Here is a 24910-nt window from a genome sequence, read left to right as displayed (position 1 = left end):
GCGAACACTGCCCGTTCAGGCGCGCTTGGCTTCACTGGCTCCAGCCACCCCCACGCGCTCCCGCAACACCGTCTTCAACACCTTCCCATAGTTGTTCTTCGGCAGCGCCTCGACAAACTCATACCGCTTGGGCCGCTTGAAGCGGGCGATCTGATCCAGACAGAAGGCGTCGAGCGTCTTCGCGTCCACCGCCGCGCCCGGCTGTGGCACCACGAACGCCACCACGATTTCGCCCCACTCGGGGTCGGGCGCACCGACCACGGCGACTTCGGCCACGCCGGGCGCGTGCAGCAGCACTTCTTCCACCTCGCGCGGGTAGATGTTGCTGCCGCCGCTGATGATCAGGTCCTTGCTGCGGTCCTTGAGGGTGAGGAAGCCGCCAGCGTCGAGCGCGCCCATGTCACCGGTCCAGAGCCAGCCGTCGCGGATGGCCGCCTGGGTGGCCTCGGGGTTCTGCCAGTAGCCGCTCATGACGCTGTCGCCCTGGATCAGCACTTCGCCGACCTCGCCCACGGGCAGCGGCTGCCCGTCCGGCCCCGCGACGCGGACGCGCACGGGCGTCTGCGCCACGCCGACGGAGGCGATGCGTGCTTCGTGCCGCGGGTGCGCGGTGTCGGCGAGGTGGGCGCGGCTGAGGGCGGTGCCGGTCATGGGGCTTTCGCCCTGGCCATAGATCTGCACGAAGCGCGGGCCCATGGTGCGCAGCGCGCGGCGGATGTCGGCGGCGTACATGGGCGCGCCGCCGTAGACGATGGTCTTGAAGCTCTGGCCGCACTGCGGGGGCGTGAGGCCCTGCGCCTCGGCCTCGTCGACGATGCGCTTGACGATGGTCGGCGCGGCGAACAGCGAGAGCGGGCCGAGCGCGCGGCCGAGGTTGAACAGCTCGGCGGCGTCGAAGCCACCCGAGGCGGGCACCACGTGCCGCGCGCCGGCCATGAGGTGCGGGATCGCGTAGATGCCGGCGCCGTGCGACATGGGCGCGGCGTAGGCGATGGCGTCGCCCGGATCGACGTGGTCGACATCGTTGAAGTAGCCCAAGCCCATGGTGAGCAAGTTGCGGTGCGTGATCATCACGCCCTTGGGCCGGCCGGTGGTGCCGCTGGTGTAGAACAACCAGGCGGTGTCGCCCGGGGCGCGCTCTTCTATATGTGTGAGGCCTTCGCCGTCGTGGATCCAGGCGTCGCATTCGGCGCTGTCGGCGTCGGTCACGCCGTCCAGCCCCGTGAGTTCGGCCGGGTCGGGGACGATGTCCGAGGTCACGAAGGCCCGACGCGCGCCCGCGTTCTCCACGATCCACTGCACTTCCTTGAGGTGCAGCTTGGCGTTCACCGGTACCGCCACCAGCCCGGCCCACCAGGCGCCGAGCAGCAGCTCCAGATAGCGCGGGTGGTTGTGCATGAACAGCACGACGCGATCGCCGGGCTGCAGACCGGACTTTCTCAGGTGAGCGCCCACTCGCGCGGCACGTTCGGCCCACTGGGCGTGGGTGGCGACGACCTGGGTGCCGCTGAAGATCGCGGGGCGGTCCGGGTGTTCGAGGGCCTTGCGCTGCAGCAGGTGGGCGAGGTTCATGGGGCGGCCTCCGGGAGATGGGGTGCGGGTGGGCGCATTGTCGGCGCCGGCGCACGGGCAAGCTGTCGCGTCAGGCTGGCAGAAGGTGTACGGCCTTACAGTGGTTTGCATGAGCGACACCCTGCCCCCGCTGATCACCGCCCTGCTGGACCCGGCGCGGTACCCGCACGCCGTCGAGCGGGTGGAGCTGGTGCAGACGCACGGCGCCTGGGTGCTGCTGGCGGGGGAATTCGCCTACAAGATCAAGAAGCCGGTTCGCTTTCCGTTCATGGACTTCGGCACGCTGGGCGCGCGGCGCCACGCCTGCGAGACCGAAATCCGGGTGAACCGGCGCTTCCAGTCGCACGACCGGCCGGCCACGCAGCTGTACCTGGGCGTGCTGCCCATCGTCGGCACGCCGGAGGACCCGCGCTGGGGCGAGGCCGGCACCGATGGGACTGTCCAGCCGGCGATCGAGTTCGCGGTGCAGATGCGGCGCTTCGACGAGGCGGCGCGGCTGGACCACCTCTGCGTGCGCGGCGCGCTGACGGCGGAACACATCGGCGGGCTGGCGCGGCGCATGGCGGCGTTCCAGGCCCGGGCGGCGGTGGCCGACAAGGCCCAGCCCTGGGGCCACGCGGCGGCGGCGATGCGCTGGCCGCGCGACAACTTCACGTCTCTGCGTTCGCTGCTGAAAGCGCCGGAGGATGCGGCGCTGGTGCGCGCGCAGAGCGACTGGACCGAACAGCGCTTCATCGCGATCGAACCGCTGCTCTCGCGGCGGCGCCAGAAGGGCCGCGTGCGCGAAGGACACGGCGACCTGCACCTGGCCAACCTCGTGCTGATCGAGGACGAGGTGTTGCCGTTCGACGCCATCGAATTCAACGACGAGCTGCGCTGGATTGATGTGGCGAGCGACATGGCGTTTGCGTGGATGGACCTGCTGGACCACGACCGGCCGGGGCTGGCGAACATGCTGCTCAGCGAGTGGCTGGACGCCAGCGGCGACGTGTCGGCGCCCAGCGTCTGGAGCTTTTTCGCCAGCTACCGCGCCGGCGTGCGGGCGAAGGTGGCCGCCATCCGCGCCGGGCAGCAGGCCGACAACCCGGAGGCGGACCAAAGCCTGGACGAAGCGCGGCGCTACCTCGCGCTGGCCGACCGGATCGCGCACCCGCCCCAGTCGAAACTGGTCATCACGCACGGCCTCTCGGGCAGTGGCAAGACCTGGGCCTCGGGCCAGTGGCTGCAGGCCGAGACCAGCGGCCGCGCGATCCGGCTGCGCTCGGACGTGGAGCGCAAACGCCTGCATGGCGTGAGCCCGCTGGCGGCCAGCGGCTCGGGCCTGAACGAAGGCCTCTACCGCCCGCAGGCGCACGAAGAGACCTATGCCTCGCTGCGCGCGCGGGCGCGCATGCTGCTGCACGACGGCTGGTCGGTGATCGTGGACGCGGCCTTCCTGCGCGAGGCGGAGCGCCAGGCCTTTGCCGAGCTGGCGCAGGCAGAGGCTTGCCCGTTCCACATCCTGGCCTGCGAGGCGCCGCCCGACGAATTGCGGCGGCGCATCAATGCGCGTCAGGCGGCCGGCAGCGACGCGTCGGAGGCGACGCTGGCGGTGCTGGAGCAGCAGTTCGGCTGGCTGGAGCCGCTGACCGTGGCCGAGCGGGCGGCGAGCCTGCCCCAATAAATTTCAAACCGGTCTGTCGCGGTTTCACAAGCCATTCGCGGGGCGGCTGGCTACCATCGTCCGATTCCTCAGACCCGGAGACTGTCCCATGCCCGTGATCACCAACATCGAAGACCTGCGCGTCCTGGCCGAAAAGCGCGTGCCGCGCATGTTCTACGACTACGCCGATTCCGGCTCGTGGACCGAGAGCACCTACCGCGCCAACAGCGACGATTTCCAGAAGATCAAGCTGCGCCAGCGCGTGGCGGTGAACATGGAAAACCGCAGCACGGCGACCAAGATGGTCGGGCAGGACGTGAAGATGCCGGTGTGCATCGCGCCGGTGGGCCTGACCGGCATGCAGAGCGCCGACGGCGAGATCAAGGCGGCCAAGGCAGCCGAGCGCTTCGGCATCCCGTTCACGCTCTCGACCATGAGCATCTGCTCGATCGAGGACATCGCGCAGCACACCAGCGCACCGTTCTGGTTTCAGCTTTACATGATGCGCGACCGCGAAGCGATGGCCCGCATGATCGAACGCGCGCGCGCCGCCAAATGCAGCGCGCTGGTGCTGACGCTGGACCTGCAGGTGATCGGTCAGCGCCACAAAGATTTGAAGAACGGCCTGACCGCGCCGCCCCGGCCGACCATCGCCAACATCATCAACCTCATGACCAAGCCGCGCTGGTGCATGGGAATGGCGGGCACGAAGCGCCACAGTTTCGGCAACCTGGTCGGTCACGTGAAGGCGGTGACCGACATGAAGTCGCTGGCCTCGTGGACCAACGAGCAGTTCGACCCGACGCTGTCCTGGGCCGATGTGGCCTGGGTCAAGGCGCAGTGGGGCGGCAAGCTGATCCTCAAGGGCATCATGGACGTGGAGGATGCGAAGCTGGCCGTAGCCAGCGGCGCCGACGCCATCGTGGTGAGCAACCACGGCGGCCGCCAGCTCGACGGCGCACCCAGCAGCATCGAAGCGCTGCCAGCCATCGTGTCGGCGGTGGGCGAGCAGATCGAGGTCTGGATGGACGGCGGCATCCGCAGCGGACAGGACGTGCTCAAGGCCTGGGCGCTGGGCGCTCGCGGCACCATGATCGGCCGCGCGATGGTCTACGGCCTGGGCGCGATGGGTGAGGAAGGCGTGCTCAAGGCGCTGCAGATCCTGCACAAGGAACTGGACGTGACCATGGCCTTCTGCGGCCACACCCTGATCGGCAACGTCGACCAGAACATCCTGCTGCCGGGCACCTACCCGACGGCCTGAGTGCCACACGGGAGCGATCCGGTGCCGGGCCGCCCCAGGCCGGATCAGCCCCCCTCGGGGGGCAGCGACCCGCGCAGCGGCGGAGCGTGGGGGCTACAGCTGGTCAAGGATCTGGCGCAGTGCCCACCACTGTTCGGCCTTGTCGGGCGCGTTGTTGCCAGTGCGGGCTTCGTGCCAGCGCATGCCGCGTGCTTCCGTGGCGGAGCGCAGGCTGTCGCTGAACCAGCCGTCGGCGCCCAGACCGATGACCGCAGGCTGGTGGTGCACCTGCTGGCAGGCCTTGAGGATGCGTTCGAGCACCTGCTCGTTGCGCTCGGCCGTAGCGTCCAGCATCAGCACGACTGCCGAGTAGTCGGGCAGGAAGGCGTGGGTCATGCCCATGGCCAGCCCTTTGCGGGCGTTGGCGATCAGGCGACGACCCTGTTTGGCCTGGTCGGGCAGGTCGATGTAGTCGCTCTCGACGTCCAGCGCGTCCTGCGCCGCGCCAGCGAACCGGCGGTGCACGACCGGGCGCTCGGTTTCCCTGGACAGCCAGTGCAACAGGTCGAACGACCCGGTCTGTTTGGCCGCCATCAGCATCACGCGCTGGTAGGTGCCCTCGCGCGCCGCCGCGACCTCGACGTGGCCCGGCAGCGGCGAACACAGGCTGCGCCAGACGCTGGCCGGTTCGTAACCCTTGTTGCGCAGATGCCGCTCGTGCAACGCCATCACCCGGCGCGCGAACTCGCCGGCGGATTCGGTGGGTTCGGCGATCGAGCCGATCCAGGGCTTGAACAGGCGCGGCCGGCCAACGCTTTCGTGGACGATCTTGAGGCTGCGGTGGCGCTCGTCGAGCGAGACGCGCGCGAGCAGGTCCTTGATGCCGTCGGGCGGACCTTCGATCCACTCGACGAACCAGCCGCAGCGGTGCATCAGCGCCACGCGCAGGCCGCTTTCCTGGTTGTGGATCACCGCGTGGTCGCGGATGCGGCGCATCTCGTCGAGCACGGGCACGTCGACCGAACTGATGCTGGCGTAGATCAGGCGGCCGGTGTCCTGGCTGGAGACTTCACTGCCGCTGTCTGGCCATTGCGTGTTGCCGGGGTCCTGCTGGATGGGGATCATGGGGGAAACGGTTGTTCTTGTCGGGCTTCCCTGAGGCCGAGCCTTGGAGTGGCTCTGTCATTGATGCAGGGATTGTCCGGGATATCGGAAGTTCCCCCACCGCTCTTGAAGCAGGAAACGCTTCCCGGCAGTGCGCCGGAACCACAGCCTCAGAGCGGCGCCGGCCGGGTTTCCGCAAGACAGGGCACCACCGCGATCGGGGTGGGCGCCTGTCCGACCCAGGTCCGCTGCAACACGCGCTCGGGCTCGTCCAGTGCCTGCAGGGCCAGTTGCTCGGCCAGGTTGATGATGCGGACCGCCGAAGCCTCGCCGGTGCCCGCCGGCACCTGCACCACGCCGATGGAGACCTCGGGCTGGAACGCCATCGCCAGCGGATCGGGGCCGACGTTCACCGACATGCGCAGCTCGCGCAGCAGCCGGTCGGTCACCAGTTCGGCGCGCTTGGGGTCCTGCACCGCCGAGATCGCCAGCACGAAGCAGCGCTGGTGGTAGAGCCCCACCACGTTGCGAAAGCCCACCAGCTGCCGGATGCGCGCCGCCAGCGCGACCAGAATGTCGCCCACCGGATCGGGCACCGCGGCTTCGCGGTAGGCATAGAGGTTGGACACCGACACGGCGGCCACCAGACAGGGCCGGCCCATGCGCATGCTGCGCCACAGCGCATCTTCGATACGGGGCACCAGCTGCGCGCCCCAGGGCAGGGTCGGCAGATCCACCGAGGGCGACTGGCCCAGCGCCTGCCGGCGCAGGCGGCGGTACTCGCGGTTGCGCCCGCGCACCAGCACCACCACGGTGACGAAATAGCCCACCGTCGATGTGGCGGTGACCGCCCAGTAGACGTTGCCCATGGCCAGGCCCAGGCCCTTGGCGTACAGACCCGCGGTCATCTGCGCCAGGCACAGGCAGGCCATCACCATCCAGCGCGCCATCGCATCACCCAGCGTGACGCTGCGCACCGCGATCAGCACCCCCATCAGCACAGCCAGCCCGTTGAGCGCCGCTGTCAGCGGCAACACCGTGGCGGCATCGAAGCCGGCCAGGACCAGCGCCAGCAGCCCGAACGTGCCGGTCACCAGCACCGCCGCGCCCGGCTCCATCATCCGTTTCACGAGCCGGTCTTCGCGCCGCAGGCCGGACCAGTAGCCCAGGTAGGTCATGACCAGCGCGCCGCACAGCGGACCCAGCGAGGCCTTGACAGGCAGCCAGTCGATCAGTTGCCACGATGGCCACAAGGCCAGCGGCAAACCCGACATCAGCACGCAGACCCAACCGGTGAGCAGCATGCTCACCCACGCCCGCACCGCCGCCAGCGTGGGACGCGAGGCCATGTCGAACGTCGCCACGACCGCCAGGGTCAGCAGGACGCCCGCCATGGCCGACCAGATCGCCATTTCGGTGGCCTGCATGTCGGGTGTGGGGCGGGGATTACTAGCGGATCGATAGCGCCAAACACTGCACAGACTGGCGTTTGACGGGTTTTCCGAAGCGGCGCAGTGTACCGGCGATGCCTCTGGGTTTCACCCTAGGGCAAGTCCCGAGCCCCGGGCAGGCATACTTCGGGCATGAACCAGACCACCTCGGCCGGACCGGCCGGCGACGCCCCTGCATCCACCCCCGAACCCGCTTTCCGCCGCGTCCCTTCCTGGTGGCGCGCACTCGCGATCTTCCTGCTGCTGGTGATCCTGCTGGGCTGGGCCGCCACCGCCAGCCTGTTCGAGCAGTCCAAGGCGCAGATCAGCCACCTGCAGGCCAAGCTGGCCAAGCTGCCGCAAGTGCGGCACATCGCCGTGCTGCTCGATGACAAAGCCGCACCGGCGCTGCTGGTAACCATGGACACCACCTCGGGCGTGCTGCAGCTGCAACGCCTGAACGAAGTGAAAGAAGGCCAGGAAGACAGCATGCAGCTGTGGGCCATCCAGCCCGGTCAGCCGCCGCAGTCGCTGGGCGTGATCGGGAGCAAGCTCAAGACCCTGCAGCTGCCGGCCAAGGGGACCGCGCTGACGGGCGTGACCGAGCTGGCCATCAGCGTGGAAAACAAGGGCGGTGTGCCGCAGTCGCAGGGCCCGCGCCTGCCCTGGCTGTTCAAGGGCGCGCTGGTCCAGAAGACCATCTGACACCGGGCGGGCACCGCACCCGCAGCCACCGTGACCGAGCCCGCCCCCCTTCTCCGCCGCATCGCGCACCTGGACATGGACGCGTTCTACGCGTCGGTCGAGTTGCTGCGATACCCGCAGCTCAAGGGTTTGCCGATGGTGATCGGCGGCGGCCGGCGGCGCGAAGCCGAGATGTTCGCGCGGCTGCAGGCGGCCTACCCCGAGCGCGAATGGGGGCCGGACTCGCTGGACCGCATCCCGGTCGACTTCTTTCCGCGCCTCAAGGACTACGCCGGCCGCGGCGTCGCCACCACCGCGACCTACGCCGCGCGGCAGTTCGGCGTCGGCTCGGCGATGGGCCTGATGAAGGCGGCCAAGCTGTGCCCCGACGCGATCCTGCTGCCGGTCGACTTTGAAGAGGTCAAGCGGCTCTCGCGCCTGTTCAAGAGCACCATCCTGGAAATCGCGCCGGTGATGCAGGACCGCGGCGTGGACGAGGTCTACATCGACTTCACCCATGTGCCCGGCGGCCAGCGCGAGGGTGGTCGCGTGCTGGCCCGGCTGATCCAGAAAAGCATCCTGCAGGCCACCGGCCTGACCTGCTCGATCGGCGTCGCGCCCAACAAGCTGCTGGCCAAGATGGCCAGCGAGTTCAACAAGCCCAACGGCATCAGCATCGTGCGTCCGGACGATCTGCAGACCATGATCTGGCCCCTGCCGTGCCGCAAGATCAACGGCGTCGGACCCAAGGCCGACGAGAAGCTGCAAAGCCACGACATCCGCACCATCGGCGAGCTGGCCGCGCGCGAGAAGCACTGGCTGATCGAGACCTTCGGCAAGAGCTACGGCGCCTGGCTGCACGAGGCCGCCTGGGGGCGGGACGACCGGCCGGTGGAGACCGAGAGCGAGCCCGTCAGCATGAGCCGCGAAACCACCTTTGACCGCGATCTGCACGCCGTGCGTGACCGGGCCGAGGCCGGCGCGGTGCTCACCAAACTGTGCGAACAGGTGGCGGGCGATCTGCAGCGCAAGGGCTACCTGGGCAAGACCATCGGCATCAAGATCACCTTCGACAACTTCGAGAAGGTCACTCGCGACCAGACCATCGACGTCTACACCGCCGATGCCGCAGTGATCCGACGCCAGGCCGGGCTGAGCCTCAAGCGGGTCGACCTGTCGCGGCGTTTCAGGTTGCTGGGCGTGCGGGTGGGCAAGCTGGTCAAGGTGGGGACAGCCGAAGCTAGCGCGCCGGAATACATTGATGGCCGCCCTCCCCGCCCACCGAAAGACAAACCCGATGAGCACACCGACCTGCTTTTCCCTGAACTGGATTGACGGACACATTGCGCACCTGGTGCTCAGCCGCCCCGACCAGCTCAACACCATGCACCCGACCTTCTGGCGCGAGCTGGACGAGATCCTCACGCAGCTGCACCGCGAAGGCACGGCCCGCGCGCTGGTGATCAGCTCGACCGGTAAACACTTCTCGGCCGGCATGGCGCTGGAGACTTTCGCCGGCGCGATCAGCATGGACGACCAGAGCCCCGAAGGCCGCGCCGCGATCTTCGACTTGCTGACCGACATGCAGGCCACCTTCACCAAGATCGAAAGCCTGCGGGTGCCAGTGATCTTCGCGATCCAGGGCGGCTGCATCGGCGGCGCGGTCGACATGGTCACCACCGGCTGCCTCCGCTACGCCACCGCCGACGCCTTCTTCTGCATCCAGGAAATCAACATCGGCATGGTGGCGGATGTGGGCACGCTGCAGCGCCTGCCCAAGCTGGTGCCGTTCGCGGTGGTCAAGGAAATGGCCTACACCGGCCGACGTCTGCCGGCCGATCGCGCCCTGGCCTATGGCCTGGTCAACGAGGTTTTCGACACGCCCGAAGCGCTGCTGGCCGCTGCGCTGCAATGTGCCAAAGAAATTGCCAGCAAGCCGCCGATCGCCATATGGGGAACCAAACAGGCCGTCACCTACGCGCGCGACCACTCGGTGGAAGACAGCCTGCGCCAGATGGGCTGGCTGCAGGGCGCGGTCTGGAGCAATGCGCACGTGCGCGAGTCGATCACCGCGATGAAGGAAAAGCGCGCCGGGCAGTTCACGCCACTGTCGCCGCTGCAGTCGTTCAAGGAGCTCGGCTGAAGCCTGCAGAATCCCCTGCATGACAGCACGACCTCGCCTCCGCCTGCTCGCGACCGGCGGCACCATCGCCGGCTCCAGCGCGTCGGCCACCCAGTACGTGGGCTACCGTCCTGCCGTCGCCGCGGCCGATGAGTTGCTGGCCGCCGTGCCGGCGCTGGCCGAGCTGGCGGACATCGCTGCAGAACAGGTGGCCCAGGTGGCCAGCCAGGACATGACGGGTGCACTGCGCCTGGCCCTGGCCCGTCGCATCAACGCCCTGCTAGCCGCGGACGACTGCGACGGCGTGATCGTCACCCACGGCACCAACACGCTGGAGGAATCCGCGTACTTCCTCAACCTGACCGTGCGCAGTCGCAAACCGGTGGTGTTGGTGGGGGCGATGCGGCCAGCCAACGCGCTCAGCGCCGACGGGCCGATGAACCTGTTCCGGGCTGCCGTGGTTGCTGCCAGCCCGCAGGCGGGCGGCCGCGGAGTGATGGTGGTGATGAACGACCAGATCATTGGCGCGCGCGACCTGCACAAGTCCGACACCCTGGCGGTGGACGCCTTCCGTTCACCGCTGTTCGGTGTGATGGGGCTGGTGACCGACGGCACGGCACGGTTCTACCGCGGTGGCCTGCGCCGGCACACCGAAGCCAGCGAGTTCGACATCACAACCCTGTCGTCGCTGCCGCGGGTGGACATTGCCTATGGCCACGAGGACGACGACCGGACTGCCATCGACGCTTTCGTGGCCGCCGGCGCGCAGGGCATCGTGCACGCTGGCGCCGGCACGGCTTCGGTCAGCGCACGGGTGAAACCGGCGATCCTGGACGCGGTGTCCAGGGGCGTGGTGGTGGTGCGGGCGCCGCGCGGTGCACACGGTGTGGTGGGTCGTGGCATGGAGTTCGACGATGCGGCCCACGGCACCGTGACCGGGGACACGCTCAGTCCGCCCAAGGCGCGCATCCTGCTGCAACTTGCATTGACCCGCACCCGGGATCCGCAGGCCGTACAGACCTTCTTCGACGTGTACTGAGTGCCCTGACCCCGGAAAGGCCTTGATCCGTTCAGGGCTTGCAGGTCGCGTTGCCCTGCACCACCGTGCCGTCGCGGCATTCGGTGATGACCAGCGGTCCCTTGGGCCTGGGCGCCTGGGCCGTCATGGCAGGACGTGCAGCCTTGGCGGACGCCACCGTCCCCGAACCCGAGGCGGCCGCCTGCACATAGACCAGCTTGCGCGCGCCCTTGGCGCAGGTGCCGACCACCTTGCCCGCCACGTCGGCATCGACATCCGCCACGATCACGGCGAAACCGGACTTGCCGGTGGCGGCGATCTGGGCCTCGATCTGTTCCCGCAGCGGCTCGCAGATGTCGGCCGCCCAGGCACCCTGCGCCAGCCATGCCAGCCCGAAGAAAGCGATGGTTTTCATGGATCGGTCCGGGTCAGGCAGGCAGTTGGGTGTCGATCTGGCGCAGGCCTGCCACGGTCCGCAGGCAGGCCTCGGCGGCCTCGGTGCCCTTGACCGCGAAATGGCGCAGGAAATACTTGCGGTGCTCGGCGTGTTCGTGGAAATGGTGCGGCGTGTGCACCGCCAGGATCATGGGCACGCCCGTGTCCAGTTGCACATCCATCATGGCCTTGACGACCGTCTGCATCAGGGCGTCGAAGCGGTAGATGCCGTCGTCGACCACCAGCGCGCTGCCGACCACGGCGGCGTAGCGGCCCGAGCGCGCCAGGCGCTGGGCGTGCAGCGGGATCTCGAACGCACCGGGCACGTCGAACAGGTCGATGCGTTCCGGGCCAATGCCGGCCTCGGCCATGCGTGCAAAGAAGGCATCACGAGCCTGCTGGACGATGTCGGCGTGCCAGACCGCTTCGACAAAGGCAAAACGGAGGTCGGCAGGAAGGGGGGGTGGGGCGGAAGTGCTCATGGGTGGCGGTATTGTCCGGGAAGTCAGGCGCCGACGATCCAGCCTTCGAGCGGGTCGAAACGTGGCAGACCGTAACAGGGGTGACCCGACGTGTGCTGCTGCAGCGCCCAGGCCGCCTGCAGCAGGCAGAGCACGGCGTCCAGCGCATCGCCGCTCGGATCATCGGCCAGGGCGTCTCGCTGGGCGTGGCTGAGCTTCAGGCGCAGGCCGGCGCTGCGCAACATCGGCGCCTCCCCGCTTTCAAGCGCGTGGATCAGGCTCTTGCGCGCGATCAGGCGCTCGGGGGTCTGCTTCGCGCGGTCGTCGCTCTTGTAGCTGGTGCTGCCCAGCACGCTGCGCGCCAGCAGGCCCGGGTAGGCCTCCAGCGCCACACGTTGCGGATCGGCCGCATGCAGCCCCGGCAGGCTCACCCCCGACTCGATCAGTCGTGGCACACCCGCGTGCAGCATGAAAGCCACCGGCGGATTGACCCACTTCATGCTCGGGCTCGACCCGGCCGGTCCGTCGGTCGCTCGGTGCGCGAACTTTCCGCCGACCGGGCGCGCGTCGCAGAAGGCGGCGAAGGTGTCGCGGATCTGTTCGCGCGAGAGCGACGCGTAGTGCGCCATGCAGTCGCGCCAGCCGGTAGGCCACCCCAGCGTCTCGACCAGTTCGCGTGGCAGGCCGAACGGCAGGTCGAAGCCGCCGATCCAGCCACCGTCCGGTGTTGCCGCCAGCCGCGCCTGCCAGGCGTCCAGCGTCTCGAAGGTCTCCACGCGGTCCAGCACCACACGGCCACGGTCGCTGCGGCCCACCGCCAGCGTGACCGGCTTGCGCTTCGAGGGTGCGCTGGTGAAGTCGCAACCCAGCAGGATGGTGGAGGGCGCGCTCATGCCTTCACCCCAGCCCCAGCGCGACCACGCCGCCCGCAATACAGACGGCACCCAGGATGCGCAGACCGCGCTCCCCTTCGCCCAGCAACTGCCCGCCGATCAGCGCCGCGAACAGCATCGACACCTCGCGTGCCGGCGCGACATGCGACAGCGGCGCCTGCTGCATCGCATAGAGCACCAGCACATAGGCCACCGGGCTGAAGGCCGCGACCGCCAGCGCGTAACGCCACTGGCGCTGCCACAGCGTCCAGGCGGTGGCGCGGTCGCGCAGCACGCTGGGCGCCAGCAACGCCACACGCACGAAGTTGCCCACGTAGTCCAGCAGGATCGGCGACATCAGCAGCCACTTGACCGCATAGCCGTCGACCAGCGTGTATGACGCGATGAAGGCGCCTGTCAGCACACCGTAGAACATGCCTTTGCGCACCCGATGGCGCGCCACCGGGTCGTGCGCTGCGCGCCACAGGCCCGGTCCGCCCGCGATCAGGAACACGCCCAGCACCACACCGGCAATGCCGGCCGCGCCCAGCGCCGAGATCTGCTCGCCGAGAAAAACGATGGCCAACAGCGACGACAGCAGCGGCCCGCTGCCGCGCGCCAGCGGATAAACCACCGTCAGGTCCGCCTTGCGGTAGCCGCGCAGCAGGGTCACGTAGTAGAAGACGTGCAGCACGCCGCTGGCCACCACCAGCGCCCACTCGGCGCGGCCCCAGTTCGGCACCACATCGCGGCCGAGCACCCAGCCCAGCGGCGCCCACAGCAGCATCATGATGAAGGCCGTGAAGAAGGCAAAGCGCGCGTCGCCCGCCGCCTTCTTGGCAACGATGTTCCAGCCGGCGTGGATCAGGCCAGCCAGCACGACGAGCGAAAAGGCGGAAGGCGTCACAGACGGAGAAAAAAGAAAACCGCAGGCCCCGAGAGGGTCGCTGCGGCTTCGGTTCCAGCGGAATCAGGCGCGACCGATGATCGAGGCCGTGGCCATCAGCTCTTCCAGCAACGCCAGCGACACCTTGCCCGAGACCTTGTAGGGATCGAACTCGGGCCGCTCGGAGTACTTGAGCACGATCGAGGTGTTGAGCTTGGCCAGGTTGACCGTGCCCATGGTCCAGCCGCCGAAACGGCGCTCGGTGATCTCTTCGTAGTGCAGCAGGGCCACATCACTGTGGCGCTTGTCGCGCACGATGTGGTTGTAGAGGGTGTTGACCGCTTCGCGCCCGCCCTCGATGGCCTGCAGGAAGACACCGCCGCCGTAGCAAAGCACGCCAGTGATGCCGTTGCTGAGGTTGTGGGCCCGCGACGTTTCGAGGATCGATTCAATGGCCTTGGCGCTGTCCTGGTCGACGGCGCGGCTCACATACAGCAGACGTACCAGCATGGTGGGTTCTTGGTGTTTAACGGGGAATGAGGGAGAGGAATTCGCGGCGCAGGTTGGGGTCCTTGAGGAACACGCCGCGCATGACCGAGTTGATCATCTTGCTGTCCATGTCCTTCACGCCGCGCCAGGCCATGCAGTAGTGGCTGGCTTCCATCACGATCGCCATGCCGTCGGGCTGCGTCTTCTCCTGGATCAGGTCGGCCAGCTGCACCACGGCCTCTTCCTGGATCTGCGGGCGGCCCATGATCCACTCGGCCAGCCGCGCGTACTTGGACAGGCCGATCACGTTGGTGTGTTCGTTGGGCATGACGCCGATCCAGATGCGGCCGATCACCGGGCAGAAATGGTGGCTGCAGGCGCTGCGCACCGTGATCGGACCGACGATCATCAGCTCGTTGAGGTGTTCGGCGTTGGGAAACTCGGTGACGCTCGGACCCTTGATGTAGCGGCCGTTGAAGACCTCCTTGAGGTACATCTTGGCCACACGGCGCGCAGTGTCGCCGGTGTTGTGGTCGTTTTCGGTGTCGATCACCATGGCGTCGAGCACACCCTGCATCTTGACAGTCACTTCGTCCAGCAGCTTCTCCAACTCGCCAGGTTCGATGAACTCGGCGATGTTGTCGTTGGAATGGAAGCGGTGCCGCGCGGCCTTCAGGCGCTCGCGGATCTTGACCGAGACGGGGGTGCCTTCACCATCGTCCAGCTGTTCGGGCTTGCTCATGGGTGTTCCGGATTTCATCAGCATTGGATCATGCTAACACCGGACCTTCCGCCACGCCCCTGCTGTGGGTATCAGTAACGGTGCCCGGTCAGAAAGAGCAAGGTGCGCATGACCATGAACGCCAGACGGTCCAGCAGCCGCTGGTGCCAGGGTCGCTGGGCCAACGTGCGGGCATCCAGCCTCTGGCCCGCGTGTTCGACCAGGGCGTCCAGGCGCTGGTGCAGCAGTTCGGCGAAGCGCCGGTCGTTCGTCATGACATTGGCCTCGCGCGCCAGCAACATCGACAACGGGTCCAGGTTGGTCGAGCCGACGGTGGCCCAGGCCTGGTCCACCACCGCCACCTTGGCGTGCAGTGCGCTGGGCGCGTACTCGCGGATGTCGATGCCGGCATCCACCAGCTTCTGGTAGACCGGCCGCGCGGCGCGGTACTGGAAGAAATTCTCGTAGCGGCCCTGCATCATCAGCCGCACCCGCACACCCCGCGCCGCCGCCATGGTCAGCGCGCGCCGCAGCTTGCGCCCGGGAACGAAATAGGCGTTGGCGATCACGATGTCCTGCCGGGCCGAGCCCAGCGCCTTGAGGTAGGCCCGTTCGATGTCGTGCCGGTGGCTGACGTTGTCCCGCAGCAGCAGCGAAGCTTTTGCGTCGTTGACGCCCATCGGCCCCTCGCAGAGCAGAACGCCCTCTTCGTCTTCGGCGTCGGTGTTCACCCGCGAACCGACGCCGGTGTAGACCTCGATCTTGCGAAGCAGCCGGGAGAAGTCGCCAATCGGGCGGGTCTCGCGCAGGGCATCCCAGGCCGCCTTGAACTCGCGCTGGCGCGCCTTGCGCACGGCCTGCAAACGCCACCAGAGCTGTTCCATGGTCTCGACCATGTCATCCACCAGAGGTCCCGCCACGCGCAGCGAGAAGTCCAGCCTCGGCGCACTGAGCCGGCCCAGGGACACGTCGTCGCGGTCATCGATGATGTTGATGCCACCACAGAAGCCGACCGCGCCGTCGACCACGCAGAGCTTGCGGTGCAGCCGCCGCCAGCGGCTGGGAATCAGCAGGCCCAGACTGCCCATGGGCGCATACACGCGCCAGCGCACGCCCGCCTTCGCAAAGCGCTGCTGCCACTCGTCGGGCACCCGGGGAGTGCCCACACCGTCCACCACCAGACGCACCAGCACACCGCGCTGCGCCGCACGCTCCAGCGCCTCGGCCACCGTGAGCGCCGATCCCGCGAAATGGAAGATGTAGGTTTCGAGATGCACCACGCGCCGCGCCGCGTCCATCGCTTCGACCAGCGCCGGGAACAGTGCATCACCGCCCTCCAGCAACAACAGCTGGTGGCCCGGCCGCGGCACCGAGATGTTGCGGTGCGCGACCGGCGGGGGGGCGTCGGCCTCGGGGTTCACAGCTCCAGCTCGGCAATCAGCGGCAGGTGGTCGGACATGCGCGTCCAGGCCCGGCCGTGCGGCACATGGGCGCTCAGCGGTTTGAGCCCGCGCATGTAGATGCGGTCCAGGTGCAGCATCGGCAGCCGCGCCGGGTAGGTCGGCAGGCGGATGCCGTCAAAGGTGCGCAGGTCCAGTGCCGCCATCGGCTTGAGCAGCTGCGCGCCCCAGTCGTTGAAGTCGCCGGCGACGATCAGCGGCGCCTCGGCCGGCACCTCGTTGGCCACATAGCGTCCCAGCCGCTGCACCTGGCGTTCCCGGCTGGCGTGGATCAGGCCGAAATGGACCACCACCACATGGATCTCCCGGCCGTCGACCAGCAGTTGCACATGCAGCAGGCCACGCTGCTCGAAGCGGTGGTCGGACACATCCGAATGGCGCGTATCGAGCACTGGCCAGCGCGAGAGCAGTGCGTTGCCGTGTTCGCCGTGGCGCGTGACCGCGTTGGTGCGGTAGACCGATTCGTAGCCCTCCGGCGACAGGTAGTCGGCCTGCTCCAGGTCCGGCCAGCGGGTGAAGTGTTTCTCGAGCTTGCGGTGGTGACGCCGCACTTCCTGCAGGCAGACGATGTCGGCGTCGAACTGCTCGACGGCGTGCGCCAGGTTGTGGATCTCCAGCCGGCGCGCCGGCCCCAGGCCCTGGACGCCCTTGTGGATGTTGTATGTCGCCACGCGCAGGATGCTCATGCGCGCAATGATCGCACGAGCCTGCGCTAGAAGCCGCTCTCGCGAATGAAGATCGAGGCGACGCGCCGGAAGAACCCGGCGGCGATCGATTCGGACTTGCCTTCGATCGCCACGCGGACCGTCGACACCTGGTGTGTCGGCAGCGGCTTGTCGAGCACGATGCGCACGCGGTACAGGGCATCGCGGACCACTTGCGTGCGCTCCTGCCCTTCCTTGGTCGCTTCCGACACCGTGGGAATCGGGCCGCCGTTGTTCGCGTCCAGCATGGTCGTGGGCAGCACCAGGGTGCGCGACACGTCGATCGACTCGACACGTCCGTCGGACCAGGACAGCGCGTTGGCCATCAAACCGGCGCGCACGTTCTGACCCACCTTCAGCCGGGCCATGTCGGCTTCGGCGATGTACGCATCGATCACCCACTGGCCGTGGTCCACGAGAACGGCCAGCGGCTCGCGCGGCTTGACCCAGACGCCAGGCGCCAGGCCGTGGTCCACGTCCCGCAGCACACCATCGAACGGCGCCCGCAGCGTCAGCCGGCCGCGCTCGTCCTCACTCATCTTCTCTTCGGCCTCGTAGTAGGCCTTCTGCGAGTTGAGCGACTGGCGCTGTGCTTCACCGTCCGGCAGGCCCAGCAGGCCGGCGATCTGCGCCTCGCGTGCCTTGGCCAGCTGGCGCGACTTGCCGCTGGCGATGCTCAGCTGCGACGAGTCGAGCACGAACAGCACGTCGCCCGCCTTGAATTCCTTCTGCGCCGGCATCGACACGATCTGTGCCGGGAACGGCGCGTGAATGAGCTGCTGCTCCTGCGCGTGGTACCAGCCGTGACCGGACACGTTGCTGCTGAACGGGAAGAACAGCAGCGCCAGCCCGGCCAGCAGGCCCATCGCCAGCCAGCGCTTGCGGCTGGGGTGGATCTCGGCACGGCGCTTGTTCCAGACCTCGAGTTCGCGCATCACAGGCTTTCCAATGAACCAGACGACTTCCACCAGCATGAGCGCGATGCCCAGCAGCTTGAAGAAATAGAAATACACCGTGATCGCGATGCCGGCGATCACGACCAGACGGTACATCCAGGTGAACAGCGCAAAGCCGATCAGCACACGGCGCTTGTGGTCACCGAACGCTTCCGGCCACTTGTCCTCGAACCCCAGCAGGGTGCGCCGCATCCAGGTCTTGGCCAGCGCGCCGGAGCGCTCATGCAGGTTGGGCAGGTCAAGCACGTCGCTGGCGATGAAATACCCATCGAAGCGCATGAACGGGCTGGCGTTGATCAGCACCGTCATCACCCAGCTCGTGGTCGCCAGGAAGAACATGCCGTTGCGGAACGATCCCTCCGGTGCGAGGGTCCAGGCCAGCGTGGCAATGCCCGCCAGCGCCAGCTCGACCGCGATGCCGGCCGAGGCGATCGCCAGCCGCTGGCGCGAATCCCGCAGCCGCCAGCTCTCCCCGGTGTCGGTGTAGAGCATGGGGAACATCACCAGAAACGCCACGCCCATGTGAGCCACGCGCACTCCGTAGCGGGTAGCGGCGAGCGCATGCCCCATCTCGTGCAGGGCCTTGGCAAACACCAGCGCGAAACCATAGCCGAACATGCCCTTCCAGGTCATGTTGTCGACCAGGGTGTGGGTGAACACGTCCCACTGCCGCGACACCAGATAGATGCCCACCAGCGTGATCGCCAGGATCAGCGCCGCGACCAGCGGCATGTTGATCCGCGCCAGCCATGGCTGCAGCGCCGCCAGCCAGGCCTGTGGACGCAGCAATGGCAGGCGGAAGAACAGGTAGTTGTGCAGCACCGTCTCGAACAGAGAGCGCTTCATCATCTGCGCACGTCCCAGCATGCGCATGACGTCTGCCTTGTTGGTGGCCCGCAGCAGCTGGTTGTCGGCCAGGAACTTCACCAGCGCCCGGACGTCGTCTTCTGTCACGTTCAGCGGGGTCTGCTCGTTGACGGTCCGCACCAGTGAGGCTGCATCGTTGTCGGCCCAGTGCACCAGCAGCTCGAAATCGAGCCAGCCGATGCGATAGAAGCGATTGGTCACCGGGTCCTGGATCATCCAGGCTGGTGTGCCGTCTTCGTTCGGCGCCGCCGCAAACAGGATCAGTTCGTCGCGGATCGGCGGCAGGGCAATCTTGCGGGGCGGAGCGGCCGGAACCACAGCCCCGCCGGAGGAAACCGCGACAGCGGCAGTCACAGCCCGCTCCATTCCCTCAGGTGCGACAGCGGGCGGCGGAACAGGTAGTAGCCCAGCAGCACCCAGTCGCCGGAGATCCGCGCCGTGCCACGCAGGCCGATGCGCGGCAGCTCGGTACCTTCATCGAACTTGGCGCGCAGCTTGTACGATGCCACCCCTTCCGGCCCCTGCGTGGCCTGGTAGCTGGCCTCGATCAGGCGACCAGAGCGTGGGCTCAGCGGTTCTGTATGCAGGAACAGCCGCACCGGCGAATCCAGCTCCAGGTTGATGGCATCGGCCACCGCCAGCCAGACCTGGATGCCGCCATCTTCGGGCTGCGCCAACTGCATCACGCGCTCGCCGGTCTGCACCGGTCGGCCAATCCAGTCGTTGGTGTCGGAAAAAATCGCGATGCCCTCGCGGTCGGCGCGCACTTCCACGCGCTGCGCCTGCGTCTGCACCGAGGCCAGTTCCGCCTCTTTTTCGCGCACACGACCCAGGGCCACCGCCACATCGGCCTTGCTGCGCACGTCGTCGAAGGCGCGCTGCTCCGCCACATGGGCGTCGGCCTGCGCGATTTCCAGCGCCTTGCGCGCCACCTGCAGGCGGTTGAGCAGGGCAGAGTCGTCCAGCGAAAACAGCAGGTCGCCCGCCTTCACGCGCGCGTTGGGCGCGACGGCAAACGAACCCACGACTCCGTCCTGGGGTGCCGCGACGGCCATGGCGTTCAGTGCAATCACCTCGGCCGGTGCCAGCACCGACAAGCGCACCGGCACCAGCAGGCTGAGCAGGAGCGCGGCCGCGATCAACCACCGGTTGCGCTTCTTGAACAGCGTCCGCAGCCAGCCCCAGCGGTCCTGAACCGTCTGGCGCATGGCGGCGAAACAGTAGCCGTAGGTGGCGTGCAGGCGTCCGAGCAGCGCACAAGCCTCGTCGCTCCAGGGCGTTTCCGAGGCATACAGCACCATGGCCTGCATGCCGCCCTTGCGGTCACGCAGCGGCACCAGCACCAGATGTTCAGGAAGCCACTCGCCCCAGCCCGCAGCGTCGTCCGGCGGTGCATCGGCAAAGTCCAGGCGGTGAATGGCGCCATCGCGCGGCAGTCGCTGCGCAAAGCGGCTGAGCCAGACCGCAAACGGGGAGTCGGTGGCCACGCTGACCAGACCCGAGGCCGCGACCAGCCGCATCTTCTCGCCCTCAAGCTCGAACATGGCGGCCTGACGGTAAGGCGTCAGCGCGTGGGTTTCATTGACGATGGTGAATCGCAGCGCTGCAAGCGTCGTCGCTTCCAGCGCCCTGGTTTCGATCTGCAGCAGGATGCCCAGATCCGACGAGTCGCTCATGGTCCGCTCACCGCATTCCGGTGAATTTCGCGACTCCGCTCATGCCGGGCAACAGGTCCGGGTAGGCCTTGGTCATCGTGGCTTCAAGCTCGATGGTCTGGCTCACCGGGTCGACACGGCCATTGATGCGGTGAACCTGCGCGGCATAGGTCTGACCGGTTTCGTCGATGGCCACATCAAACTTGTGACCCATCTTCAGCTTGGAAATCCAGGCAGACGGGACGTTGAGCTTCATCAGCAGCAGGCCGCTGCGCACCAGATCCAGCAGCGGCTGGCCGGCATTGACGGTCATGAAGCTGCGCACATGCAGCTTGGCGGTCCGGCCATCCCAGGGCGCCCGGATCGTGCACTGGGAAATCTGGAACTTGTAGAGCTCGACCTGTGCCTTGCTTTTCGCCACGGCGCTGGCGGCCAGTGCCACTTCCACGTCGCTGGCCTGCTCCAGACCTTGCATGCGCAGCTTGGCTTCGTACTGGTCGGTGGCCGCCGACTGGTCGGCCTTGGCCATGGCCAGACGGGCCTGTGGCTCGTCGCAGTCCATGGACACCAGGACTTCGCCTTGCTTGAAGGGCATGCCCAGACCAACATGCAGCTTGGCGATGCGGCCCGGCACCGGGCTAGCCAGCACGGTTTCACCCGCCGGCAACACCAGCACGCGCACCGATTCACCGGCGGCCGGGGCCGCTGATGCAGCAGCTGCGGTCTGTGGTGCCGCTGCCGGCGCAGGCGCCTTGGCGGGTGCTGCGGCGGGGCTGGTCTGCGCCGACGCGCTCAGGGCGAACGCACCGATGAACAGTGCGGCGCCAGCGGCGCGCAGGGGACGATGGAGAGAAAGATCAGTCAACATTCAGCCAGGATTTGATGTCGCCAAGATTGGCATTGAGCGCAGCCACCAGGCTGGACTCGTAGACCGACGAACGGGCGTTGGCCGGGATGGTAGTCGCAAAGCGGGCCTGCTGGGGCTTGCCCGACTCGTCGGTCAGTTTGACCGTCCAGGAGGCCTTTTCCACTCCGTTGCTTTCGGCCGAAGCGAACTCCAACTTGAGCGGCACGCCGTCCTTGGCGTCGGTGGTGATGTGGTGGCGACCCAGCAGTTCGGTGACCAGGGCCTTCATGCGGACCTGCTGCACCGGATCCTGAATGCCGGCCAGATTGACGTTGACCGACGCCGCGCGACCGAACAGGTTCGACGACAGGGCGAAAGCGTCCTTCTCGGTAGCCTGCAGGTGGGACTTGACGCGTTCGGTCAGCTTGCCCAGGTCATTGCCATCGAAGTCGTCGGCGATCGGGTCAAAGCCCAGCGTGTTGTACAGGCGGCCGAAGGCAATGTGCGCGTTCGCATAGGCATTGGCGCGCTGGTACTGACCCAGCACGGCACGGGCCTGGGTGCGGATGGCTTCGAGTTCGCTGTCAAGCTTGGCGGTCACCGAGGCCTTGGTGAAAGCGGCCAGGCGGGTGTCGACCTGGGCGGCCTGATCGGCCAGACGGAAGTCTTCCAGCGCCATCTTGTAGCGCTCGGCGCTCACGCGGGTCTGCGTCAGGATGGCCATCGACAGGGCCATGCGACGGGCTTCGTCGGTGGCTTCCTGGTACTTCTGGGCGTCGCGCAGGGCCGGCAGGGACACCAGACGCATCAGGTTCCAGGCCAGGCTCACGCCGCCTTCCGACCAGTTGTTGTTGTACGTGAAGATGTTGGAGTCGTACTTGCGGCCGTAGTTGAGCGTGATGCCGGGCAGCACACCCAGGATCTGCTTGCGCGCTTCGTCGGCCGTGATGCGCTTGCGGAAGTCTTCCTCGCGCAGTTCGGGGCGCTGCAGCAGGGCCATTTCTTCCAGCTTGGTCACGTCGCGCGGAACGCCGGGCAAGGAGGTTTCGTTGGCTTCTGCGACCTTGAAGTCGGCACCGGGCGGCACGTTCATCAGGGCGGCCAGTTCGCGCTTGGCGAACTCGAGGTCCTGGCGGCGCTGGTTCAGCAGCGTGGTGGCATCCAGCAGGGCGCGCTGATAAGCCAGGGCCAGGCCCGGCGGAATGATCTTCTGCGTCTCGGCTTCGCGCGAACGGCTCATGGCCAGCGAAGCGCGCTGCAGGATGTCGTCGGCCTGCGCATTCAGGCGCTGGGCACCCAGGGCGCGCCAGTAGGCAGCACGCACGTCCTGCAACAGGTTCTGCACCACCTTGCGGCGGCGCTCTTCGGCGATCAGGAACTGGTCACCCTGCTGGCGGGCGCGGTAGTAGGACACACCGAAGTCCAGCACGTTCCAGGAGAACTCGATGCCACGCAGCGTGCGGCTGCGTTCGTCGGAGGTGGTCGGGCGTTCCGACATTTCACCGTCGAGGATGCCCACGCTGACGCCGCCCGAATCGTTGTTGCGGTGGCGATAGCCCGCCGACGCAACCATCTGCGGCAGCATGTCATAGCTGGCGTAGTCGGTCAGGCCCTGGGCCAGCGCCGACTCCATCTTCTTGAGGCGGTAGTCCAGGTTGTACTTCAGTGCCCGCGCCACGGCTTCTTCCATGGTGATCGGCGCGCTGATGGGTGCCTGATCGACATACATCTTGGCCGTGTCGGACTTGACCCGGTCACGCACTTCGTCGGCCGTGATGGCTTTCGGGGTGACCGAGCAGCCCGCGACCACCGCCGTGACCGCCAGCGCCACCAGGGTGCGCGGCAACAGTTGAACAGCGCCGGAGAAGGTCGTTTTTTGTGTGCTCATCTTGAGGTCCTCTTTCAGAATGTTGTTCAGCTGTTGACAGTGGAACGGGTAATGGGGCGAGCGCTGGACGCGCGGTCCTTCGCAAAGTGCTGGAGCTGGTTGCGCAATCCGGCGGCGGCACGGGGCTTGTCCACCACCTTATCGGGTGCATGGCTCACGGCCTTCACTGCTTCCGGTTTCGCAACAGGTTCCGGCGCGACCTTGGCCACCGCATCCTGGCGGTTCTGGTCGGTACCGGCGTCGGCCACCTTGATCGGAGAGCCTTCAGGCTGAGGTGTACCCAGCGCGAACGGATCCATCAGGCTGCTGTAACCCGGTGTGGCCGAGTTGCTGGCCTCCAGGCTGGCACCACGGAGTTGCGATTCCAGTTGCGACGAACGCACCGCATGCTGGACCCACAGGCTCGGATCGGTCGTGATCTGCTGGTGGCGAACCGCCAGCTGCACGTACAGGTCCGGGCGCACTTCCTGCACTTCACCGAATCCACGTTCGCGGATCAGGCCGATGTGCTCGCCGTGCGAGTTGTTGGCAAACAGCAGGCCGTCGGGCAGCTGCGACTGCGCTTCGCCCATCAGCGGCGCGCTGGCCTGCACCACACCCAGCGGAGAGCTGGTGAGGTCACTCACGTTGTGGGCATCGGCGACGGCGTACAGAACGTGCAGCGCTGCCGGTGCCGGTGGCGGCGCACCCGTCGGAGCCGGAGCCACTGGAGTCGGCGCTGGCCAGGTCGGCCGCGTTTCGTCCACGGGTGCCGCCGGAGCAGGTGCGGGAGCCGGAGCGGGCGCAGGAGCCGGCGCCGGTGGAGCCGGTGGGGCTGGGATCGCCGCGAACGACAGCACGGCCGAACTGGTCGACGTACCGTCGGTGACGATGTAGGTGGCGCTCGGGATCGGACCCGTGTAACCGGTCACCGGGGTGAACGTGAAGCTGCCATCCTGGCTGATCACCAGCGTACCGACACCAGGAATGGTGGCGGTATCGCCCGGATTGAACGTCCCTGGCACACCCGTCACGGTGAAGCCCGTGACCGTCAGCGGATCGCCATTCGGGTCCGAGTCGTTGGTGAGCACATTGCCCGTCACCGGGGTGTTCACCGAGGTCGGCGTCGGACCGTCATCGACCGCCACCGGCGGCTGGTTGGGAACGTCGCCGAAGCTCAGTACCGCCGAATCGGTTCCGCCTTGGCCATCGCTGATGGTGTAGGTCGCGCTCGGCACCGGGCCTTCGTAGCCTTGTGCAGGCGTGAAGGTGAAGCTGCCGTTCGGGCCGATCACCAGCGTACCGACCGGTTGGCCGGCGCTGTCGGTGATCGTGGCGGTCTGACCTGCCACGAAGTTCTCGGGCGTACCGTCGCCGTTGGTGTCGACCGTGAAGCCGGTGACCGTCAGCGGATCGCCGTCCACATCGCTGTCGACGCCGCTGCCACTGTTGTCGGTCAGCACGTTGCCCGACACCGGCGCACCAGGCGCCACTGGCACCGGGCCGTTGTCCGTTGCCACCGGCGCATCGTTGACCGGAGTGATCACCAGTCCGATGGTGGCGGACGCCGTTGCGCCATGCGGATCACTGATCGTGTAGCGGATCGGGATCGGCGTGGTCGTGTTGAAGTCCGGCTCCGGCGTGAACGTCAGCGTGCCATTCGGATTCAGGACCAGTTGGCCGATCACGTCACCGGTGGCCGGATCGGTGATGTCCACCGGCGTACCTGGCACGATCGGGCTGCCGTTGATCTCGGTGATCGTCAGCGGCTCGCTCTCCGGATCGCTGTCGTTGGTCAGCGGGTTGAACGTGACCGGCTGGTCTTCCTGACCAGTCACCCGGTCATCGTCGGCCACCGGAGGATCGTTGGCCGCG

22 protein-coding genes are annotated in these 24910 nt (G+C 67.5%); 6 read left to right on the top strand and 16 right to left on the bottom strand.

The genetic code is table 11. The features are described from left to right. Positions 1-15 precede the first annotated feature (15 nt). Positions 16-1572, bottom strand: coding sequence for an AMP-binding protein (locus ACLIJ1_RS00110; protein WP_411363444.1), 1557 nt, complete (start codon positions 1570-1572; stop codon positions 16-18). A 109-nt stretch (positions 1573-1681) separates the two neighbouring features. On the opposite strand from ACLIJ1_RS00110, the gene ACLIJ1_RS00105 reads away from it, so the two are divergent. Then, positions 1682-3235, top strand: a complete 1554-nt coding sequence (locus ACLIJ1_RS00105; protein WP_411363443.1) for an AAA family ATPase — start codon at positions 1682-1684, stop codon at positions 3233-3235. A gap of 88 nt (positions 3236-3323) precedes the next feature. Beyond that, complete coding sequence (locus ACLIJ1_RS00100; RefSeq protein ID WP_411363442.1) at positions 3324-4478, top strand: L-lactate dehydrogenase; 1155 nt, start codon at positions 3324-3326, stop codon at positions 4476-4478. 93 nt (positions 4479-4571) lie between these two features. Here the strand turns inward: ACLIJ1_RS00100 and ACLIJ1_RS00095 are convergent, their stop codons facing one another. Together ACLIJ1_RS00095 and ACLIJ1_RS00090 are read right to left on the bottom strand one after the other, a co-directional pair. Beyond that, positions 4572-5582, bottom strand: a complete 1011-nt coding sequence (locus ACLIJ1_RS00095) for a BLUF domain-containing protein (RefSeq protein ID WP_411363441.1) — start codon at positions 5580-5582, stop codon at positions 4572-4574. A gap of 149 nt (positions 5583-5731) precedes the next feature. After that, positions 5732-6988 carry a hypothetical protein gene (locus ACLIJ1_RS00090; protein WP_411363440.1) on the bottom strand — a complete coding sequence of 419 codons (1257 nt, stop codon included), beginning with the start codon at positions 6986-6988 and terminating at the stop codon, positions 5732-5734. Between the two features lie 156 nt (positions 6989-7144). Between ACLIJ1_RS00090 and ACLIJ1_RS00085 the strand changes: the two genes are divergently transcribed. The 4 genes from ACLIJ1_RS00085 to ACLIJ1_RS00070 all read left to right on the top strand — a co-directional run bounded on the left by ACLIJ1_RS00085 (position 7145) and on the right by ACLIJ1_RS00070 (position 10836). After that, a complete protein-coding gene (locus ACLIJ1_RS00085) occupies positions 7145-7696 on the top strand; it encodes an anti-sigma factor domain-containing protein (protein ID WP_411363439.1) in 552 nt (183 codons plus the stop codon). Positions 7697-7771: 75 nt separating this feature from the next. Continuing rightward, the gene (locus ACLIJ1_RS00080) at positions 7772-9010 is read left to right on the top strand and encodes a Y-family DNA polymerase (protein ID WP_411364755.1); all 1239 of its coding nucleotides are present in this window, start codon (positions 7772-7774) and stop codon (positions 9008-9010) included. Continuing rightward, on the top strand, positions 8973-9818 hold the full coding sequence (locus tag ACLIJ1_RS00075) for an enoyl-CoA hydratase-related protein (RefSeq protein ID WP_411363438.1): 846 nt from the start codon (positions 8973-8975) through the stop codon (positions 9816-9818). Before ACLIJ1_RS00080 ends, ACLIJ1_RS00075 begins: the two co-directional genes overlap by 38 nt. A 19-nt stretch (positions 9819-9837) precedes the next feature. After that, on the top strand, positions 9838-10836 hold the full coding sequence (locus ACLIJ1_RS00070; protein WP_411363437.1) for an asparaginase: 999 nt from the start codon (positions 9838-9840) through the stop codon (positions 10834-10836). A 31-nt stretch (positions 10837-10867) separates the two neighbouring features. Here the strand turns inward: ACLIJ1_RS00070 and ACLIJ1_RS00065 are convergent, their stop codons facing one another. From ACLIJ1_RS00065 to ACLIJ1_RS00005, 13 genes are all read right to left on the bottom strand, one after another. Continuing rightward, positions 10868-11230, bottom strand: coding sequence for a DUF1161 domain-containing protein (locus ACLIJ1_RS00065; protein WP_411363436.1), 363 nt, complete (start codon positions 11228-11230; stop codon positions 10868-10870). 13 nt (positions 11231-11243) lie between these two features. Further along, the gene (locus tag ACLIJ1_RS00060; protein WP_411363435.1) at positions 11244-11732 is read right to left on the bottom strand and encodes a 6,7-dimethyl-8-ribityllumazine synthase; all 489 of its coding nucleotides are present in this window, start codon (positions 11730-11732) and stop codon (positions 11244-11246) included. Positions 11733-11755: 23 nt separating this feature from the next. After that, positions 11756-12604, bottom strand: coding sequence for a DUF429 domain-containing protein (locus ACLIJ1_RS00055; protein ID WP_411363434.1), 849 nt, complete (start codon positions 12602-12604; stop codon positions 11756-11758). 4 nt (positions 12605-12608) lie between these two features. Continuing rightward, the gene (locus tag ACLIJ1_RS00050; protein WP_411363433.1) at positions 12609-13490 is read right to left on the bottom strand and encodes an EamA family transporter; all 882 of its coding nucleotides are present in this window, start codon (positions 13488-13490) and stop codon (positions 12609-12611) included. A gap of 63 nt (positions 13491-13553) precedes the next feature. Then, positions 13554-13979 carry a BLUF domain-containing protein gene (locus ACLIJ1_RS00045; RefSeq protein ID WP_411363432.1) on the bottom strand — a complete coding sequence of 142 codons (426 nt, stop codon included), beginning with the start codon at positions 13977-13979 and terminating at the stop codon, positions 13554-13556. A gap of 16 nt (positions 13980-13995) precedes the next feature. Next, positions 13996-14724 carry a GTP cyclohydrolase I gene (gene folE / locus ACLIJ1_RS00040; RefSeq protein ID WP_411363431.1) on the bottom strand — a complete coding sequence of 243 codons (729 nt, stop codon included), beginning with the start codon at positions 14722-14724 and terminating at the stop codon, positions 13996-13998. A gap of 47 nt (positions 14725-14771) precedes the next feature. Next, complete coding sequence (gene clsB / locus ACLIJ1_RS00035; protein ID WP_411363430.1) at positions 14772-16100, bottom strand: cardiolipin synthase ClsB; 1329 nt, start codon at positions 16098-16100, stop codon at positions 14772-14774. Continuing rightward, entirely contained in the window at positions 16097-16825 is a 729-nt protein-coding gene (locus ACLIJ1_RS00030) for an endonuclease/exonuclease/phosphatase family protein (protein WP_411363429.1), read from the bottom strand. The genes clsB and ACLIJ1_RS00030 overlap by 4 nt, the downstream gene beginning before the upstream one ends. A gap of 26 nt (positions 16826-16851) precedes the next feature. After that, positions 16852-19020, bottom strand: coding sequence for an HlyD family efflux transporter periplasmic adaptor subunit (locus ACLIJ1_RS00025; RefSeq protein ID WP_411363428.1), 2169 nt, complete (start codon positions 19018-19020; stop codon positions 16852-16854). Next, the gene (locus ACLIJ1_RS00020; protein ID WP_411363427.1) at positions 19017-20342 is read right to left on the bottom strand and encodes an efflux RND transporter periplasmic adaptor subunit; all 1326 of its coding nucleotides are present in this window, start codon (positions 20340-20342) and stop codon (positions 19017-19019) included. The genes ACLIJ1_RS00025 and ACLIJ1_RS00020 overlap by 4 nt, the downstream gene beginning before the upstream one ends. 7 nt (positions 20343-20349) lie before the next feature. Then, positions 20350-21189 carry an efflux RND transporter periplasmic adaptor subunit gene (locus ACLIJ1_RS00015; protein ID WP_411363426.1) on the bottom strand — a complete coding sequence of 280 codons (840 nt, stop codon included), beginning with the start codon at positions 21187-21189 and terminating at the stop codon, positions 20350-20352. After that, complete coding sequence (locus ACLIJ1_RS00010) at positions 21179-23056, bottom strand: TolC family protein (RefSeq protein ID WP_411363425.1); 1878 nt, start codon at positions 23054-23056, stop codon at positions 21179-21181. Before ACLIJ1_RS00010 ends, ACLIJ1_RS00015 begins: the two co-directional genes overlap by 11 nt. 26 nt (positions 23057-23082) lie before the next feature. Continuing rightward, positions 23083-24910: Ig-like domain-containing protein (locus tag ACLIJ1_RS00005; RefSeq protein WP_411363424.1), on the bottom strand; the 1828-nt coding region annotated here is incomplete at its 5' end.

It is taken from the genome of Hydrogenophaga sp. RWCD_12 (assembly GCF_046604225.1).
Classification (GTDB): domain Bacteria; phylum Pseudomonadota; class Gammaproteobacteria; order Burkholderiales; family Burkholderiaceae_C; genus Hydrogenophaga.
The sequence above is the reverse complement of the archived record's forward strand: the minus strand, read 5'-3'. Positions and strand labels throughout refer to the sequence as shown.

Coding starts and splice junctions, on each gene's coding strand:
- ACLIJ1_RS00110 (WP_411363444.1), bottom strand. CDS start 1,572: ATGAACCTCGCCCACCTGCTGCAGCGCAAGGCCCTCGAACACCCGGAC.
- ACLIJ1_RS00105 (WP_411363443.1), top strand. CDS start 1,682: ATGAGCGACACCCTGCCCCCGCTGATCACCGCCCTGCTGGACCCGGCG.
- ACLIJ1_RS00100 (WP_411363442.1), top strand. CDS start 3,324: ATGCCCGTGATCACCAACATCGAAGACCTGCGCGTCCTGGCCGAAAAG.
- ACLIJ1_RS00095 (WP_411363441.1), bottom strand. CDS start 5,582: ATGATCCCCATCCAGCAGGACCCCGGCAACACGCAATGGCCAGACAGC.
- ACLIJ1_RS00090 (WP_411363440.1), bottom strand. CDS start 6,988: ATGCAGGCCACCGAAATGGCGATCTGGTCGGCCATGGCGGGCGTCCTG.
- ACLIJ1_RS00085 (WP_411363439.1), top strand. CDS start 7,145: ATGAACCAGACCACCTCGGCCGGACCGGCCGGCGACGCCCCTGCATCC.
- ACLIJ1_RS00080 (WP_411364755.1), top strand. CDS start 7,772: ATGGACGCGTTCTACGCGTCGGTCGAGTTGCTGCGATACCCGCAGCTC.
- ACLIJ1_RS00075 (WP_411363438.1), top strand. CDS start 8,973: ATGAGCACACCGACCTGCTTTTCCCTGAACTGGATTGACGGACACATT.
- ACLIJ1_RS00070 (WP_411363437.1), top strand. CDS start 9,838: ATGACAGCACGACCTCGCCTCCGCCTGCTCGCGACCGGCGGCACCATC.
- ACLIJ1_RS00065 (WP_411363436.1), bottom strand. CDS start 11,230: ATGAAAACCATCGCTTTCTTCGGGCTGGCATGGCTGGCGCAGGGTGCC.
- ACLIJ1_RS00060 (WP_411363435.1), bottom strand. CDS start 11,732: ATGAGCACTTCCGCCCCACCCCCCCTTCCTGCCGACCTCCGTTTTGCC.
- ACLIJ1_RS00055 (WP_411363434.1), bottom strand. CDS start 12,604: ATGAGCGCGCCCTCCACCATCCTGCTGGGTTGCGACTTCACCAGCGCA.
- ACLIJ1_RS00045 (WP_411363432.1), bottom strand. CDS start 13,979: ATGCTGGTACGTCTGCTGTATGTGAGCCGCGCCGTCGACCAGGACAGC.
- folE (WP_411363431.1), bottom strand. CDS start 14,724: ATGCTGATGAAATCCGGAACACCCATGAGCAAGCCCGAACAGCTGGAC.
- ACLIJ1_RS00030 (WP_411363429.1), bottom strand. CDS start 16,825: ATGAGCATCCTGCGCGTGGCGACATACAACATCCACAAGGGCGTCCAG.
- ACLIJ1_RS00020 (WP_411363427.1), bottom strand. CDS start 20,342: ATGAGCGACTCGTCGGATCTGGGCATCCTGCTGCAGATCGAAACCAGG.
- ACLIJ1_RS00015 (WP_411363426.1), bottom strand. CDS start 21,189: ATGTTGACTGATCTTTCTCTCCATCGTCCCCTGCGCGCCGCTGGCGCC.
- ACLIJ1_RS00010 (WP_411363425.1), bottom strand. CDS start 23,056: ATGAGCACACAAAAAACGACCTTCTCCGGCGCTGTTCAACTGTTGCCG.